This window comes from Kosakonia oryzendophytica, assembly GCF_027886705.1.
GTDB lineage: Bacteria > Pseudomonadota > Gammaproteobacteria > Enterobacterales > Enterobacteriaceae > Kosakonia > Kosakonia oryzendophytica.
Genome location: NZ_CP115659.1, coordinates 1,000,500 through 1,016,006 on the forward strand (window position 1 = coordinate 1,000,500; position 15,507 = coordinate 1,016,006).

The window sequence follows — 15,507 nt, forward strand, 5'->3', positions numbered from 1 at the left end:
TCCCCATTTGAGCCATTGCAGTGTGCGCAGATGCCGCTGCAATGAGCACAGTGATGAGTGTTCCGGTGCTTTGCCCAGGGATCACGGGTAGGAGCCACCTTATGAGTCAGAATACGCTGAAAGTTCATGATCTAAATGAAGATGCGGAATTTGATGAGAACGGAGCAGAGGTTTTTGACGAAAAAGCCTTAGTAGAAGAGGAACCCAGTGATAACGACCTGGCGGAAGAAGAGCTGTTATCGCAGGGTGCTACCCAGCGTGTTTTAGACGCAACTCAGCTATACCTTGGGGAAATCGGGTATTCCCCACAATTGACGGCCGAAGAAGAAGTCTATTTCGCACGCCGTGCATTACGAGGTGACGTAGCCTCACGCCGTCGCATGATTGAAAGTAACCTGCGTCTGGTGGTGAAGATTGCCCGTCGTTACAGCAATCGTGGTCTGGCGCTGCTGGATCTGATTGAAGAGGGCAACCTGGGGTTAATCCGCGCCGTTGAGAAGTTTGACCCGGAACGTGGGTTCCGTTTCTCGACTTACGCCACCTGGTGGATCCGTCAGACCATTGAACGGGCGATCATGAATCAAACCCGTACCATTCGTCTGCCGATTCACATTGTGAAAGAGCTGAACGTTTATCTGCGCACCGCGCGTGAGTTGTCCCATAAGCTGGACCACGAACCGAGTGCGGAAGAGATAGCCGAACAGCTTGATAAACCTGTTGATGATGTCAGCCGTATGCTGCGTCTCAACGAGCGCATTACCTCAGTTGATACACCGCTGGGCGGTGATTCTGAAAAAGCGCTGCTGGATATCCTGGCCGATGAGAAAGATAACGGCCCGGAAGACACCACGCAGGACGATGATATGAAACAGAGTATCGTCAAATGGCTGTTCGAACTGAATGCCAAACAGCGTGAAGTGCTGGCGCGTCGTTTCGGTCTGCTGGGTTATGAAGCTGCGACGCTCGAAGATGTGGGCCGCGAAATTGGCCTCACTCGTGAACGTGTTCGCCAGATTCAGGTTGAAGGTCTGCGTCGTTTGCGCGAAATCCTGCAAACGCAAGGGCTGAATATCGAAGCGCTGTTCCGCGAATAAGCACCCATTCAAGCCAAAAAGGCCGGTCGCAGATGACCCGGCCTTTTTCATTTCTGGCATTACGCTTTTGCCATCATCTTCCTGATGAGCAGCGAAAACGCCTGTCGTTCCTCAGCGGTAAGTCGGCCTAAAAACGCTTCGTCCACGTCGTTGCCAACAGGAATGCTCGCCGCCAGCAATGTTTCGCCTTCTTTCGTCAGATAAACAAACCGTCGACGCTTATCCGCAGGATCGCTTTCCCGACGCACCAGTCCTCGGCTCTCCATGCGGCTGAGCATCTCCGCCAGCGTTGCTTTCGTGCTGACCGCCGCTTCCGTCAATATCACCTGTTCAATCCCCGGATGTTCGGCAATGGAGCGTAACACCGAATACTGCGGCTTTGTCAGCGTTGGCAACGCTTGCTGCCATTGCGCTGTGTGCTGCTGAAAGAGCTGGCGTAACAGGTGAAACGCTTCGTTTCTTAATTCCATGTGCACTCCACATCATGATCTTCCTTTTATCATAGCGGCTTCCGCGCCGCTTTATAACGCCTCTGTTTTTAACCTTTTATGCGACTAACGCCGTGACTCTCTTGTCACTCTTTTGGGGCAAGCGTAAGTTATTGCCACAATGTTCGTGTACGAACAAAATAAGGTGCCAGATGAAACTGATTGTAGGAATGACCGGCGCAACGGGCGCGCCATTAGCGGTGGCGCTATTGCAGGCATTGCAAGCGATGCCAGACGTCGAAAGCCATCTGGTGATGTCGAAATGGGCAAAAACCACCATTGAGCTGGAAACGCCTTTTCGCGCCCGCGATGTCGCCGCGCTGGCGGATTACTGCCATAACCCGGCGGATCAGGCAGCCACGATCTCATCCGGATCTTTCCATACCGACGGCATGATCATTATCCCCTGCAGTATGAAAACACTGGCTGGTATTCGCGCGGGTTATGCTGAAGGGCTGGTAGGACGCGCCGCCGATGTGGTGCTGAAAGAGGGACGTAAGTTAGTGCTGGTCCCGCGCGAAATGCCACTGAGCGCCATCCATCTGGAAAACATGCTGGCGCTGTCCCGACTTGGCGTCGCCATGGTGCCGCCGATGCCCGCGTATTACAACCATCCGCAGACGGTTGAAGACATCACGCTGCATATTGTTGCGCGCGTGCTGGATCAGTTTGGTCTGTCGCTGCCGCAGGCCAAACGTTGGGCCGGCTTGCAGGCGGCACAGAATTTTTCACAGGAGAATGCATAATGGCTTTTGATGATTTGCGTGGTTTTTTAAACGCGCTGGAAGACCAGGGACAACTGCTCAGGATCAGTGAAGAGGTCAATGCCGAGCCGGATCTGGCCGCCGCTGCGAACGCGACAGGCCGCATCGGTGAAGGCGCGCCCGCACTGTGGTTCGATAATATTCGCGGCTTTGTGGATGCCCGCGTAGCCATGAATACCATCGGTTCGTGGCAAAACCATGCGATTTCCATGGGACTACCACCCAATACCCCCGTGAAGCAGCAGATTGATGAATTTATTCGCCGTTGGGATACCTTCCCGGTTGCGCCAGAACGCCGCGACAATCCCCCATGGGCGGAGAACTGCGTTGACGGTGACGACATCAACTTATTCGACATTCTGCCGCTGTTCCGCCTCAACGATGGCGATGGCGGATTTTACCTCGATAAAGCCTGCGTGGTTTCTCGCGACCCGACCGATCCCGACCATTTTGGTAAACAGAATGTCGGTATCTACCGCATGGAAGTCAAAGGTAAACGCAAGTTGGGCCTGCAACCGGTGCCGATGCATGACATCGCGCTGCACCTGCATAAAGCGGAAGAGCGCGGTGAAGATTTACCCATAGTGATTTCGCTGGGTAATGAACCGATCATCACGCTAATGGGCGCAACGCCGCTGAAATACGATCAATCGGAATATGAAATGGCGGGAGCGCTGCGCGAAAAAGCGTATCCGATTGCCACCGCGCCGCTGACTGGTTTCGATGTGCCGTGGGGGTCTGAAGTGATCCTCGAAGGGGTGATAGAAGGGCGTAAGCGTGAAATCGAAGGGCCATTTGGTGAGTTCACCGGGCACTATTCCGGCGGGCGCAATATGACGGTGGTACGCATTGATAAAGTCTCTTACCGCAACCAGCCGATTTTTGAATCACTCTATCTTGGCATGCCCTGGACAGAGATTGATTATCTGATTGGGCCTGCCACCTGTGTTCCTCTGTATCAGCAACTCAAAGCCGAGTTTCCGGAAGTCCAGGCGGTGAACGCCATGTATACGCACGGGTTGCTGGCCATCATCTCAACAAAAAAACGCTACGGTGGTTTTGCCCGCGCCGTTGGGTTGCGCGCCATGACCACGCCGCACGGGTTGGGCTATGTGAAGATGGTGATCATGGTGGATGAAGATGTCGATCCGTTTAACTTGCCTCAGGTGATGTGGGCACTGTCGTCAAAAGTGAACCCGGCAGGCGATCTGGTTCAGTTGCCGAATATGTCGGTACTGGAGCTGGATCCGGGATCCAGCCCGGCAGGGATCACTGACAAACTGATTATCGATGCAACCACGCCAGTCGCACCGGATAACCGCGGTCACTATAGCCAGCCGGTACGCGATCTGCCGGAGACCAAAGACTGGACCGAAAAACTAACCGCCATGCTGGCGAATCGTCGATAAGGAGCGAATGATGATATGCCCACGTTGTGCCGATGAGCAGATTGAAGTGATGGCGACCTCGCCAGTCAAAGGGGTCTGGACGGTTTATCAGTGCCAGCACTGTTTATATACCTGGCGAGATACTGAGCCACTGCGCCGCACCAGCCGTGAACACTACCCGGAAGCGTTTCGAATGACGCAACAGGATATTGATAACGCGCCGCAAGTCCCGACCATTCCACCACTGTTGACGAAATGAGTCGTTCCCCTCATTTCCTCCAGGAGGAATGAGGGGGCCCTTCTCCCAGTGTGAGAAAACCTGCGTGAATGCTCGGTTTTCTCCCTCCTTGGGGGGAGGGCCGGGGTGAGTGCTCGGTTTTCTCCCTCTCCCTGTGGGAGAGGGGCGGGGTGAGTGCTCGGTTTTCTCCCTCTCCCTGTGGGAGAGGGGCGGGGTGAATGCTCGGTTTTCTCCCTCTCCCTGGGGGAGAGGGGCGGGGTGAGGGAACCGTTCTCCCCCATCCTTGTGAGAGGATCGGCGTGAGAGCTCGGTTTTCTCTCTCCCTGGGGGGAGGGCCGGCGTGAGAGCTCGGTTTTCTCCCTCTCCCTGGGGGAGAGGGCCGGGGTGAGGGCAACCTAGACCAGACTTTTCAGTCGATAAATCCACTCCAGCGCCTGACGCGGTGTTAACGCGTCCGGGTCAAGATTTTCCAGCGCTTCAACAGCCGGGCTGGTCTCTTCCTGAGCCGCCAGCAGCGACATCTGCGTACCATCGACTTGCGTAGCTGCTGCATTCGGCGACAGGCTTTCCAGTTCGCGCAGCTTACCACGCGCCCGCTTGATCACCTCTTTCGGCACGCCAGCCAGTGCGGCAACCGCCAGCCCGTAGCTCTTACTGGCCGCACCATCCTGCACGCTGTGCATAAAGGCAATGGTATCGCCATGCTCCAGTGCGTCCAGATGCACATTTGCCACGCCTTCCATTTTCTCGGGCAGTTGCGTCAACTCAAAGTAGTGAGTGGCAAACAGCGTCAGTGCCTTGATTTTATTCGCCAGATTCTCTGCGCAAGCCCAGGCCAGCGACAGACCATCATAGGTGGATGTCCCGCGACCAATCTCATCCATCAACACCAGGCTGTTTTCGGTGGCATTGTGCAGAATGTTGGCGGTCTCGGTCATCTCCACCATAAAAGTCGAGCGCCCGCTGGCCAGATCATCCGCCGCGCCGACTCGGGTAAAGATACGATCAATGGGACCAATCTCGACCTTCTGTGCCGGAACATAGCTACCGATATACGCCAGCAGTGCAATCAATGCAGTCTGACGCATATAGGTACTTTTACCGCCCATATTCGGCCCGGTAATAATCAGCATCCGGCGCTGAGGGGATAAATTCAGCGGGTTAGCGATAAACGGCTCTTTCAGCACCTGTTCCACCACCGGGTGACGGCCTTCGCTAATGCGAATGCCCGGTTTGTCGCTAAAGGTCGGGCAGCAGTAATTGAGCGTTTCAGCGCGTTCCGCCAGGTTGACCAGCACATCCAGTTCTGCCAGTGCAGACGCGCTTTGTTGCAGATCCGCCAGGTGTGGCATCAGCAGATCGAACAGTTCTTCATACAGCTGTTTCTCCAGCGCCAGCGCTTTGCCTTTAGATGTCAGGACCTTGTCTTCGTACTCTTTCAGCTCCGGAATAATATAGCGTTCGGCGTTTTTCAGCGTCTGGCGGCGCACATAGTGAATGGGCGCCAGGTGGCTCTGACCGCGGCTGATCTGGATGTAATAACCGTGCACGGCGTTATAGCCGACTTTCAGGGTATCCAGCCCGAGACGTTCGCGTTCACGGATCTCGAGTCTGTCGAGGTAATCGGTCGCCCCCTCCGCCAGCCCACGCCACTCGTCCAGCTCGGCGTTATATCCTGGAGCAATGACGCCACCATCGCGCACCAGCACAGGCGGAGCGTCAATAATCGCCCGTTCAAGCAATTCACGCAGTTCGGTGAATTCACCCATGTTTTCGCGCAGCGCCTGAACCGGCGCACTGTCGATATCCGCCAACTGGCGGCGCAGTTCCGGCAATTGCTGGAAAGCGTAACGCATACGCGCCAGATCGCGTGGGCGAGCGGTGCGCAGCGCCAGACGGGCAAGAATACGTTCAAGGTCACCGACCTGGCGCAACACTGGCTGTAATTCGCCAGTGCGTTCCTGTAACGCGCTGATGGTTTGTTGGCGTTCGACTAACACCCGGGTATCGCGCACGGGCATATGCAGCCAGCGTTTCAGCATACGGCTACCCATGGCGGTGACGGTACAGTCCAGCACCGACGCCAACGTGTTTTCTATCCCGCCTGCCAGGTTCTGGGTGATCTCCAGATTACGGCGCGTGGCGGCATCCATAATAATGGTGTCCTGCTGGCGCTCCATAGTAATGGAGCGAATATGCGGCAGGGCGGTGCGCTGCGTGTCTTTCACATATTGCAGCAGACAACCGGCGGCGCACAGACCGCGCGGAGCATTCTCGACGCCGAAGCCAACCAGATCGCGGGTACCGAATTGCAGATTGAGCTGCTGGCGGGCGGTGTCAATTTCAAACTCCCACAGCGGGCGGCGGCGCAAACCTCGGCGGCCTTCAATCAATGCGGTTTCCGCAAAGTCTTCGGCATACAGCAGTTCGGCCGGGTTGGTACGTTGTAATTCGGCGGCCATGGTGTCGCGATCGGCCGGTTCGCTTACGCGAAAACGCCCGGAGCTAATATCCAGCGTGGCGTAACCAAAGCCTTTGCTGTCCTGCCAGATGGCGGCCAGCAGGTTATCCTGACGTTCCTGCAACAGCGCTTCATCGCTGATGGTGCCTGGCGTCACGATGCGTACCACTTTGCGCTCAACCGGCCCTTTGCTGGTGGCAGGATCGCCTATCTGTTCGCAAATCGCCACGGACTCGCCAAGGCTGACCAGCTTCGCCAGATAGTTTTCGACGGCATGATACGGTACGCCCGCCATTGGGATCGGTTCACCCGCCGATGCGCCGCGTTTGGTCAGTGAGATATCCATCAACTGCGATGCGCGTTTGGCATCGTCGTAAAACAGCTCGTAAAAGTCCCCCATGCGATAGAACAGCAGAATGTCCGGATGCTGAGCTTTCAGCTTCAGATACTGCTGCATCATCGGGGTGTGGGCGTCGAAATTCTCGAGTGTACTCATCAGCTTATGATGTCCATTTTCTTAAATTTTAATGAGTGAGTGATGTTTTTAATTTTCATTAGGTTTCACGTTGCTCATTGGATCTCATGAAATCCTGCACTTCCTTTCATAAGGACGTAGCGAGCATGATAACCAGGTCTTTATGGCAGGGAAACAATGGGGAGGTGTTGTTGTTTAAAGTGAGAGAAATGATGAAGCCAGGTGACAGTGATAAAGCCGATATCGGGAAAACGCGTGGTGATGCGTTTCCAGCGGCGCAACCGGCGTCAGGTCTTTTTTCTACTGTTACACGAGTGCTCTGCAGGGCAAGCTTGTGACCCCAACCCGGTAGACGTTCCGGCTCTATAGTTTGGCCTGATTGTCTGGCTAAACCAGGGCAGCTTCAGAGAGTCTCTTTTTGCGAAATAATATATTTAATATTCCTCTAAAATGCAGTGAAATAGACAATTGTATGCATATTCATTTAAACCAATGCTATTTGTGTGGATATATCCAGGCCGTCCTGAATCTAAAGAAATATTTTCCAGCTCCTTTATTAAGTCAATGTTTGTTGATGAGTGAAAAAAGTGTTGGTTGAACAGTCGCCTACTGCTTTTGAAAATCATTTAATACTTATGTTTAATGCCGCCTACAAAGAAATTACTGGAAATTATAGGAGTCTTTGAGTGCTTTTATGGTGAGTGCCTATTCCCTAATTTATTTTGCATTTTAAAAATAAATAAAAATAATTAGGCGATTAATAATTCGTAATTAAAAAATAGAAAAATACAATTATCACAAAAGTTTTAAGATTTATCTTATTGGTGTGAAAGTTTGAGATTTTTTGCATTATAAATCAATCAGGTAAGAGTTGTTTTTTCGGTATGTGCTCTCAAACTTCAAAAATAACAAGAAAATATATATACACAAATATTTAAATTTCACTTATAAACTTTCACATCTCGTTTCGCTAAAACAATTAGGCATTACATTAAATCAATCCAGATAACCCTCACCTGCAACTGGAGATTACAATGCTACAGCAAGCGCTACGCAGTAATATCAATAATGGTCCTCTCAATGTGAGCGATATCGACAGGGTATTGGCGTACCAAAATGAGGATCTCATCACTAAATTTAGAAAGGAATGGAATGTCACTCAGGAGGAGGCGGAGGATATATTCTACGAGACTAAAAAGTTCCTTTATCTTGCCGCCCGCTGTCAAACTGAATGTTTTAATATATCAGTGTACGAACAAATGCAGGTCATCGATGAGATGTGGCATACCTTCGTTCTTTTTACAGATAGGTATCACCATTTTTGTGAAGAATACCTTGGGGGATTCCTTCATCACTTCCCGTTTACGCGAGAAATGCTGAGAAGTGAAATTAAACACATAACAGCGATGAATAGTGATTTTGAGACTTATAAACAACAGGCTTATCATAACCAAATCCTTAAAATTAAGGAGCTTCTTGGCGAGGAGACTGTTATTAAATGGTACGGTGAGTATGCCGTTAACTATAGTATCGATCGCCTTAATGCTTTAAGGATGCCACTTGTTTCAAGTGAAGTTAGCAGTAAATCATTCAATATGATTACTTCTGAAATTCTTGCTATGCCTAAAGATGAAGTTATGAAAATTATCATGGGATCACTCACGGGTAAGGCTGGGTGTGGCTGTTCTGGAAAAGGTTGTGGTGCCGGATGCTCTTGTAACTCAAGATAATTCATGAGTGCAGCCCGCTTAATGCGGGCTTTAAAGGTGATCGTATGGATTTCATTGAAAAAAATCTGCTAAAAAAAAATAAGCTAAGTCAAATATCGACGCTATCACTGACGGTGATTTCTTCATTTTTATTCATCTCATTCGGTGTTCTTGTACGATATTGCATTGATAATAAACAGGAGCTTTCTTCCTATGAGGGAGTGGTTGTTTTTTGTTCTCTTTTCATCGCAATCAGAATTTTAATGCCTATCAGTTATGCGCTTACTGAAAGAATTGTGCATGAGTACTGCATTAAATCGGAAAGTGAATTGCGTACTGAAATATATTCAAACATAAATTCTGTTTATGCAGAGGATATGGATTCGGTCAATAAAAGTGAGCTGTTCTCCGTATACGAAACTGCAATGGGTTCGATTGGAACGTATGTCAGGACCATCTGGAGTGAAACTTTACCCGTTGTATTTCAGACGCTTTTCATAATTGCTTCTGTCTGGTGGTATCTCGGCAGTACAATAGCTCTGGAGTTCCTTTCAGTTGTCTTAATATATGTTATTTTTATTATAAAGTTGACGGAAAAACGTTTCTCTTTAATGCGAAATGTAGCAATGAGCAGGAAGAAAATTAACGGCCTTCTCCATGGGCTCGGGTCCGTTCATCTTTCCTCTAAAATTTATAGTTCTGGCTTGCGGAGCCAGGCTACAATGCGTCATGCTGTTATTAATTATGATAATTCTCAGCGCTCTGTCCGGGACGAATTTTTTCGCTTTGGTTTTTTTACGACCCTTCTTTCTTCCTTTGGTAGCGTTATTGTCCTCGTTTCGGCCGGTATTGCCTTTAATACCGGTGCGATAACATTCGGAAGCCTTATCATGCTTGCGACGTTTCTCTTTCAGGTCTTTCTCCCATTGAATCGCATTGGCGTCCTCTGGCGTAATATTAACCGGTGCAGGATTGACTTCCGTATATTAAATGACGCTTTGTCTCCTCTTCGCAAACATATTAATGCAGATAAGGCTGACATGAGTTCACAATGTGGAAATTTCCCTGACCAACTTTATATCATGCTCAATGATGTCTACAAAAATAAAGATGGAAAAACCGTTTTTTCTGGCCTGAGCGGGGATATACAGTTTGATTCAGGAAAACCCGTTCTTCTGCTTGGTGAAAATGGCACAGGAAAAACAAGCCTGGTCAGGTTGTTGAGCTTGATTGACAGGCCAGATAAAGGAACTATCATTTTCTCCCCCGACATAACGTCAGCCGGATCAGACGGAACGACGCCTCCTGGCGTTTCCGTTGTTACCCAGTCTTTTTCTCTTCTTAATGCGTCGCTAAGAGATAACCTTATCTTCTTTTTGGGAGAATTTGATGAGAAAAAATTTGCTGTAATTTCAAAACGGATTTTCTTCCCTTACGAACTGGATTTTTCAGTTGGTGAAGGCGGGCGTAACCTTTCAGGTGGTGAATTACAAAAATTAAATATCATTACAGCTTTTTTAAAATCATCCCAACTCCTGATCATGGATGAACCGACATCTGCACTCGATCATGAGTCCACACGAGTACTTATAGAAATGATTAAAGAGTATTTACTAACCGGCCACGTTCTGATTGTTTCTCACGATCCTGGACTTCAGGCAGCATTTCCAGACTCCGTAAAATATGAAGTTAAAAAAGATGCTCTTATTCACCTAACTGGCATTAAACAAAAGGCAGGCTGAAATGGACAAGCAATTTATTGCTCAGCAGGAAATTGAAACATTTACCCGCACAGCGTTTCAGAAGAAGCCGTATCTTTTTGAGAAGGTTGATGCTTCTGGGCTATTATGCTGGGATGATATTAATTATCTTCTGGAAAAAGATATTCTGGATTATCCAAGAATTCGTCTGGCTAATGACAGTAACCCTGCCATTCGGGGTTACAGAGGCTTTGTTTCTTACACGCTCAGCGTGACTGGCGAAAAGTCGCCGCATGTAAATCGCTACAATCTTCTCAAAAGTCTGCAGTCTGGAAGTACCCTTATTATCGATCGCTGTCAGGCATATTTTGAAAATGTGCGAAAAGTGACTGATTATCTGAGTTCTCAGTTACGGTGCCGGTCGACAGCGAATCTTTATTGCGCGTGGTCATCCACGCCAAGTTTTGGTCTCCATTTCGATAACCATGATGTCATCGCCGTACAGATCGAGGGGGCTAAATTGTGGGATATTCACGCCCCCACTCATCCCTATCCCTTGCTGTCAGATAAAAGTTTCGATTTCACGCCACCGGCGGGTGAACCCATGATGACACTGAGAATTGAGCCAGGACAGGCCGTCTATTTGCCCGCCGGATACTGGCATAATGTACGTACAGAAGGGGAGCGCTCCCTTCACATTTCTTTTCCTGTGATCCGGCCGCGCAAACTTGATGTTATTAAAACGGTTTTAGACTCCCTTGCGCGGTATCCTGAACTGCGCGAACCTGTCGCTTTTTCGAGCAGCGCTTCTGATAATGCATCCTTGCAGATGATGCTCACAGAGTGCCTTAAAGAAATTGATATAGATTTGTGGGAGTCAGCTATTATTCAAGACTGTATGCAGCAGCGATATGTGAAGTTCAACCTCCCTGATATAAGGACCCGGGATGTCAGAAATTAAATTAAGCAAAGAAGAAAAGCACCTTATCGTGTCTCAACTGCAGTCATACTGTGAACAGCAGCTGGATTTCCAGCTGGAGCAATTCGATGCGGAATTTTTTGCGGAGTTTGTGATAAAAACCTTTGGGCCCCTGTTTTACAATGCGGGTATAGAAGAGGCGATAAAAACGCATCAGTCATTCAGTGAGCAAATACAGGAATACATGGATCTGAAGAGGATACTGTGAAAATTGGATCAAATCTCCAGCTGATGCGTAAAGAATGGTATAACGCTTTCTATTGTTTGGATATTGCTCAACTGGATTATCTTGAGGCTGATTGGTTCTTCTCCACTAACGGAGAGAAGATGATCTATAAGAAACATCAGCTGCGCAAATTAACGCTCCTGAAGCAGGATAATCCTGCTGTTTTTCAGCAGACACGTCGGGAAGAATATGACGTTGTCACCCGTGAGCTTGGTGACATAGCTTCGGTAAGCGGTATCGCCGTGATTTCATCACCGGATGAGCAAATCCGGATAAGCTTTATTGAATGCTGGATAAAACTGAAAGGATCGTGGAAGCTTCAGTTTCAGTCTTATGAATCCTCTGAGCCCTGACTGAAGCGTGCTACAGGGTTAAGAGCAACTGACGATGCAGACCGCAAAATCATTTACTGCAGAAACAGGAGCCTTCCTCTATTAAGGAAGGCTCCTGGGCAAATCAGTAATTGGATCATATTCGAGGCCAGAGCCAGTAGGGGGGAGAAGAATCAACGTTAAACATCGTTTGTAGCGGCCAAAAGTGGCTGCTATGGCAGCTTTCGGATTGGCCGCCGCATGCTGCTGCCACCACCGGCCCTGTCCATATTCTGCTTCATAGCGAGCGATTTTGTTCTGCTGTCATTCACGGCGGCTTCTCCGCTTACGGGAACAGAAAGTCCCCGACGCTGCAGACAAAGTGTAACGTGTTCGCACCACCAGTATATGATTGCATTTTCTTAAATTTTAATCAGTTAGAGGTTTTTTTAATTCTCATTAAATTTTACATCGCTCATTGGTTCTTTTATTAACGGAGCTCAGGTCAACTCCGTCAGCCCCCGTTCATTAACTGCGTCATATTTCAGAACGTCTCCTGTCATTGAATTCTGCCATCGCTCAATAAAGGCCACAGTATCGGCAGATTCAAGGTGCGCGCTCAGTGCAACGTGATTTTTCCAGCGCTCAGCTATCAGTATTTTCCCTGCCAGACTATCCTCGACGGCGATGTTGTACGAAATGTTGCCATCGCGCCTCCGCACACTTTCAGCCAGCAACCCTATCTCATTCATAAATTGTCCCAACACAGAAGGTTGGATATGGACATAACCAAGGATAATTAACATGTTACCCCTCATCTTCCTGCCACACATATAACCTCAATGAATGGCAGGTTTCGCGATAATCAAAAGTTCGTGAGCACAATTTTGCCCTGAATACTTCCCTGCGCAGCGCGCTTATGCGCATCTGATGCTCTGGCTAAGGGATAAGTACTATCTATAACTACCCGAATAATGCCTTTTTCCAGAAGATGAGCGGCTTCAGTGAGTTGCGCACCACTCGAACGTACTTGTGTGGAGGAGACGGTAATCCCTTTTTTAACGGCCTCATTCTGGCCGGAAAACCCTAACGGATTAACCAGAAACAATGCGCCACCCTGTTTGATGCAACCAAGGAAGCGCGCCATATTTGAACCACCGACACTGTCCAGAACGAGATCGACATTTTTTACTGCGGTCTCAGCGGTTGTAAGGGTGTAATCGATGAACTCATCCGCACCCAGGTCGCGTAGACGTTTTTCATGTCGGGACGAGGCCACGGCAATAACCCGCGCCCCTTTCCACTTCGCTATCTGTACGGCGAGATGTCCCACGCCCCCGCCAGCACCATTTACCAGTACTGTCCGGCCATTCAGTGAAACCGGTGTGTGCTGAAATGGCTGAAATGGATTGGGGGCATCGTGACCCAGCTCGACAAGGAATTGCCAGGCCGTAAGAAGCGACATCGGCGCACCAGCAGCCTCGACATGTGTTAGTCCGTGGGGTTTGAGCGCCACCTGTGGTGCGGGAATGCTTACATAGTCTGCATAGGCACCGCTGCCATTCATTATCCCTTCCGGGAAGCGCACCATGGAATAGACCTCATCGCCAGGGCTGAAGGCAGAGACATTTTCACCGACGGCTGCAACGACGCCGGATACATCAGTTCCCAGGATGAGCGGGAATGTGGGGGTTGGCCACCATTCAGGCGGAAGCGCCTGATAGCCGTCCCGGAGATACAAATCGGGGGGGTTAAGACTGGCAGCATATATCTTTACAAGTACTTCGTCGCTTCCCACAGTGGGTTTCGGCGCGTCTTCATACAGCAGGTTTTCGGGCCCCCCAAAAGCATGCAGTTGTACTGCTTTCATTACCTCAGTCATTATCATCTCACTGTAAAAGGATTCACGTGACAAATAATAAGATCGTTCCCATGGATTGATAATTAGGCTCTATTTCGCTTTAATTGTGCCATGAAGGAACAAATTGGTTTTGAAAGACTCACGGGTCTTATTGCATTCGCGCGTGCCGGGTCTCTCGGTAGCTATACGGCTGCCGCCCGCTCTCTGTCCGTTTCACCTTCAGCGGTAAGTAAGAGTATCCAGCGGCTGGAGCATCAGCTCGGGGTCACGTTATTTACCCGCACCACACGCTCTTTGGTTTTGACCGCGGAAGGGCGTGAGCTGCACGAGCGAGCATTACGGTTGTTGCGCGATGCTGAAGAGATTGGGCAACTGGCAAAGCGCGCACGTGCAGAGCCCGCGGGAACACTGAGAATAGCGGCATCGTTGCCGATCGGTATTCATATGATCGCCCCGGTTATTCCGCAGTTCTGCGCCATTTATCCCAACGTGAAGATTGACTTACGGTTAAGCGATCACGTGATAAGTATCGTTGATGAGAATATTGATATTGCCGTCCGGCTCGGTGAACTCGCGGATTCAACTCTTTTGTCTCGCCACCTTTCTCCTTATCACATAGGTTGTTATGCCTCGCCTGAATATTTGGCCAGGCACCCCGCGCCAGAACACCCGAATGATCTAACGGAGCACAAAACGGTCAATCTGCGTTACCAGAATACCGGGCAGGTTTTTCGCTGGCCGTTCCGGGTTGGAGAGCAGGAGATCGACATCGTGCCTTCATCTGAGATCATCGTTGATGTCAGTGAAGCCGTTGTAGCGGCAGTGGCTGCCGGTGCCGGAATAGGCATGGCAGCGAGCTTTGTGGCTGATTCGTGGGTAAAGAATAAAAAATTAGTCCCTCTGCTGACGGACTTTACCGTAGAGCGGCATAACATTTCGGTACTGTGGCATGAAAGTCGCCGCGCTAATCCTGCTGTGCGTGCATTCCTGGATCATCTTTTTGGACATTTTTAGATGCCAGTTACCGGTTTGAACATTTTGGCGTCATCAAGATGATAAATATCCGCTCCTGTCACAGCGCGGACCTGTTGAAGAGCCGTAAGATCCGCTATGAGCGAGGAGCGGACCTTAGATTGTGGTATGTTAATTCACGGGGAGCAGGTCAGGGGCAATCATAACTCTTTTTTACGTGCAACTTCTGTCTGCAATTGTAGTTGTGCATTGCACATTCGGTATATATTCGTAATGATGCGTGTCAGGCAGAGATGTTTATCAGGATTTACGCGTTAACCAAGGGTGAAATATATCTTTCTAACGGATGGCTCCATTTTCTGTTTTTCAGGATGGGTATATGCGAACCGAACTGGATATGTTAGACTTTCAGATAGAGCAACTATAGTCAAGTAAATAGGGGCGGTAACCGCCCCTATATGTTAATAGTAGATATTATTAGTTACGTAAGCTCTCATCATATACATCAATTTTGCTGTAGTTAGGATCCTTCCGGTAATAGACGATCGGAACTTCTTTACCGATATGCTCTTTATTAAGATCTACCGTATTAATAGTTAAGTTTTCTTTTCCCTTTATGTAGACTTTATTGTCAGCTGTAAATGTATAAGTTATTGCAATATCTACTTTTCCTAAATTATTAGGGCTTCCGGGAACGTAGCTAACAATTTTAGCTTTAGTATGGACAGGGTCTTTTTTAATCTTTAAGTATACGTAATAACCCTGTAAGAAATAGAAAATGACAGAGATTATTAATAACAAAGGCAAAAGGGTTGCTATTATTCCTGAATACTTTGACATC

15 protein-coding genes are annotated in these 15,507 nt (G+C 49.1%); 10 read left to right on the forward strand and 5 right to left on the reverse strand.

Annotation, left to right across the window (positions count from 1 at the left end):
• Positions 1-101: 101 nt before the first annotated feature.
• Positions 102-1,094, forward strand: a complete 993-nt coding sequence (rpoS, locus tag O9K67_RS04800; RefSeq protein WP_271044641.1) for an RNA polymerase sigma factor RpoS — start codon at positions 102-104, stop codon at positions 1,092-1,094.
• A gap of 59 nt (positions 1,095-1,153) precedes the next feature.
• Here rpoS and O9K67_RS04805 read toward each other — a convergent pair whose 3' ends face one another.
• Positions 1,154-1,564 carry a MarR family winged helix-turn-helix transcriptional regulator gene (locus O9K67_RS04805; protein WP_061493361.1) on the reverse strand — a complete coding sequence of 137 codons (411 nt, stop codon included), beginning with the start codon at positions 1,562-1,564 and terminating at the stop codon, positions 1,154-1,156.
• A 170-nt stretch (positions 1,565-1,734) separates the two neighbouring features.
• Here O9K67_RS04805 and O9K67_RS04810 point away from each other — a divergent pair, with 170 nt between their 5' ends.
• Genes O9K67_RS04810 through O9K67_RS04820 form a run of 3 tightly spaced genes read left to right on the forward strand, consistent with a single transcriptional unit; the run spans position 1,735 to position 3,993 of the window.
• Entirely contained in the window at positions 1,735-2,328 is a 594-nt protein-coding gene (locus O9K67_RS04810; protein ID WP_061493362.1) for a non-oxidative hydroxyarylic acid decarboxylases subunit B, read from the forward strand.
• Entirely contained in the window at positions 2,328-3,755 is a 1,428-nt protein-coding gene (locus tag O9K67_RS04815; RefSeq protein WP_061493363.1) for a non-oxidative hydroxyarylic acid decarboxylases subunit C, read from the forward strand. Before O9K67_RS04810 ends, O9K67_RS04815 begins: the two co-directional genes overlap by 1 nt.
• A 10-nt stretch (positions 3,756-3,765) precedes the next feature.
• The gene (locus tag O9K67_RS04820; RefSeq protein WP_061493364.1) at positions 3,766-3,993 is read left to right on the forward strand and encodes a non-oxidative hydroxyarylic acid decarboxylases subunit D; all 228 of its coding nucleotides are present in this window, start codon (positions 3,766-3,768) and stop codon (positions 3,991-3,993) included.
• A gap of 374 nt (positions 3,994-4,367) precedes the next feature.
• Here the strand turns inward: O9K67_RS04820 and mutS are convergent, their stop codons facing one another.
• Positions 4,368-6,929 (reverse strand): DNA mismatch repair protein MutS, encoded by a 2,562-nt coding sequence (gene mutS / locus O9K67_RS04825; RefSeq protein WP_061493365.1) that lies wholly within the window; start codon positions 6,927-6,929, stop codon positions 4,368-4,370.
• 1,013 nt (positions 6,930-7,942) lie between these two features.
• On the opposite strand from mutS, the gene O9K67_RS04830 reads away from it, so the two are divergent.
• Genes O9K67_RS04830 through O9K67_RS04850 form a run of 5 tightly spaced genes read left to right on the forward strand, consistent with a single transcriptional unit; the run spans position 7,943 to position 11,875 of the window.
• A complete protein-coding gene (locus O9K67_RS04830) occupies positions 7,943-8,638 on the forward strand; it encodes a glycine-rich domain-containing protein (RefSeq protein ID WP_061493366.1) in 696 nt (231 codons plus the stop codon).
• A gap of 44 nt (positions 8,639-8,682) precedes the next feature.
• Positions 8,683-10,359, forward strand: coding sequence for an ATP-binding cassette domain-containing protein (locus tag O9K67_RS04835; RefSeq protein ID WP_061493367.1), 1,677 nt, complete (start codon positions 8,683-8,685; stop codon positions 10,357-10,359).
• Position 10,360: 1 nt separating this feature from the next.
• On the forward strand, positions 10,361-11,278 hold the full coding sequence (locus O9K67_RS04840; RefSeq protein ID WP_061493368.1) for a JmjC domain-containing protein: 918 nt from the start codon (positions 10,361-10,363) through the stop codon (positions 11,276-11,278).
• Positions 11,265-11,504, forward strand: coding sequence for a DUF2164 domain-containing protein (locus O9K67_RS04845; RefSeq protein WP_061493369.1), 240 nt, complete (start codon positions 11,265-11,267; stop codon positions 11,502-11,504). The genes O9K67_RS04840 and O9K67_RS04845 overlap by 14 nt, the downstream gene beginning before the upstream one ends.
• A complete protein-coding gene (locus O9K67_RS04850) occupies positions 11,501-11,875 on the forward strand; it encodes a nuclear transport factor 2 family protein (protein WP_245191429.1) in 375 nt (124 codons plus the stop codon). Before O9K67_RS04845 ends, O9K67_RS04850 begins: the two co-directional genes overlap by 4 nt.
• A 458-nt stretch (positions 11,876-12,333) precedes the next feature.
• Here O9K67_RS04850 and O9K67_RS04855 read toward each other — a convergent pair whose 3' ends face one another.
• Positions 12,334-12,639, reverse strand: a complete 306-nt coding sequence (locus tag O9K67_RS04855; protein WP_061499776.1) for a putative quinol monooxygenase — start codon at positions 12,637-12,639, stop codon at positions 12,334-12,336.
• Positions 12,640-12,698: 59 nt separating this feature from the next.
• Positions 12,699-13,715, reverse strand: a complete 1,017-nt coding sequence (locus tag O9K67_RS04860) for an NADP-dependent oxidoreductase (RefSeq protein WP_061493370.1) — start codon at positions 13,713-13,715, stop codon at positions 12,699-12,701.
• A gap of 90 nt (positions 13,716-13,805) precedes the next feature.
• Here O9K67_RS04860 and O9K67_RS04865 point away from each other — a divergent pair, with 90 nt between their 5' ends.
• Positions 13,806-14,708, forward strand: coding sequence for a LysR family transcriptional regulator (locus tag O9K67_RS04865; protein ID WP_061493371.1), 903 nt, complete (start codon positions 13,806-13,808; stop codon positions 14,706-14,708).
• A 435-nt stretch (positions 14,709-15,143) separates the two neighbouring features.
• Here O9K67_RS04865 and O9K67_RS04870 read toward each other — a convergent pair whose 3' ends face one another.
• Positions 15,144-15,506, reverse strand: a complete 363-nt coding sequence (locus tag O9K67_RS04870) for a hypothetical protein (protein ID WP_071889869.1) — start codon at positions 15,504-15,506, stop codon at positions 15,144-15,146.
• Position 15,507: the final 1 nt, after the last annotated feature.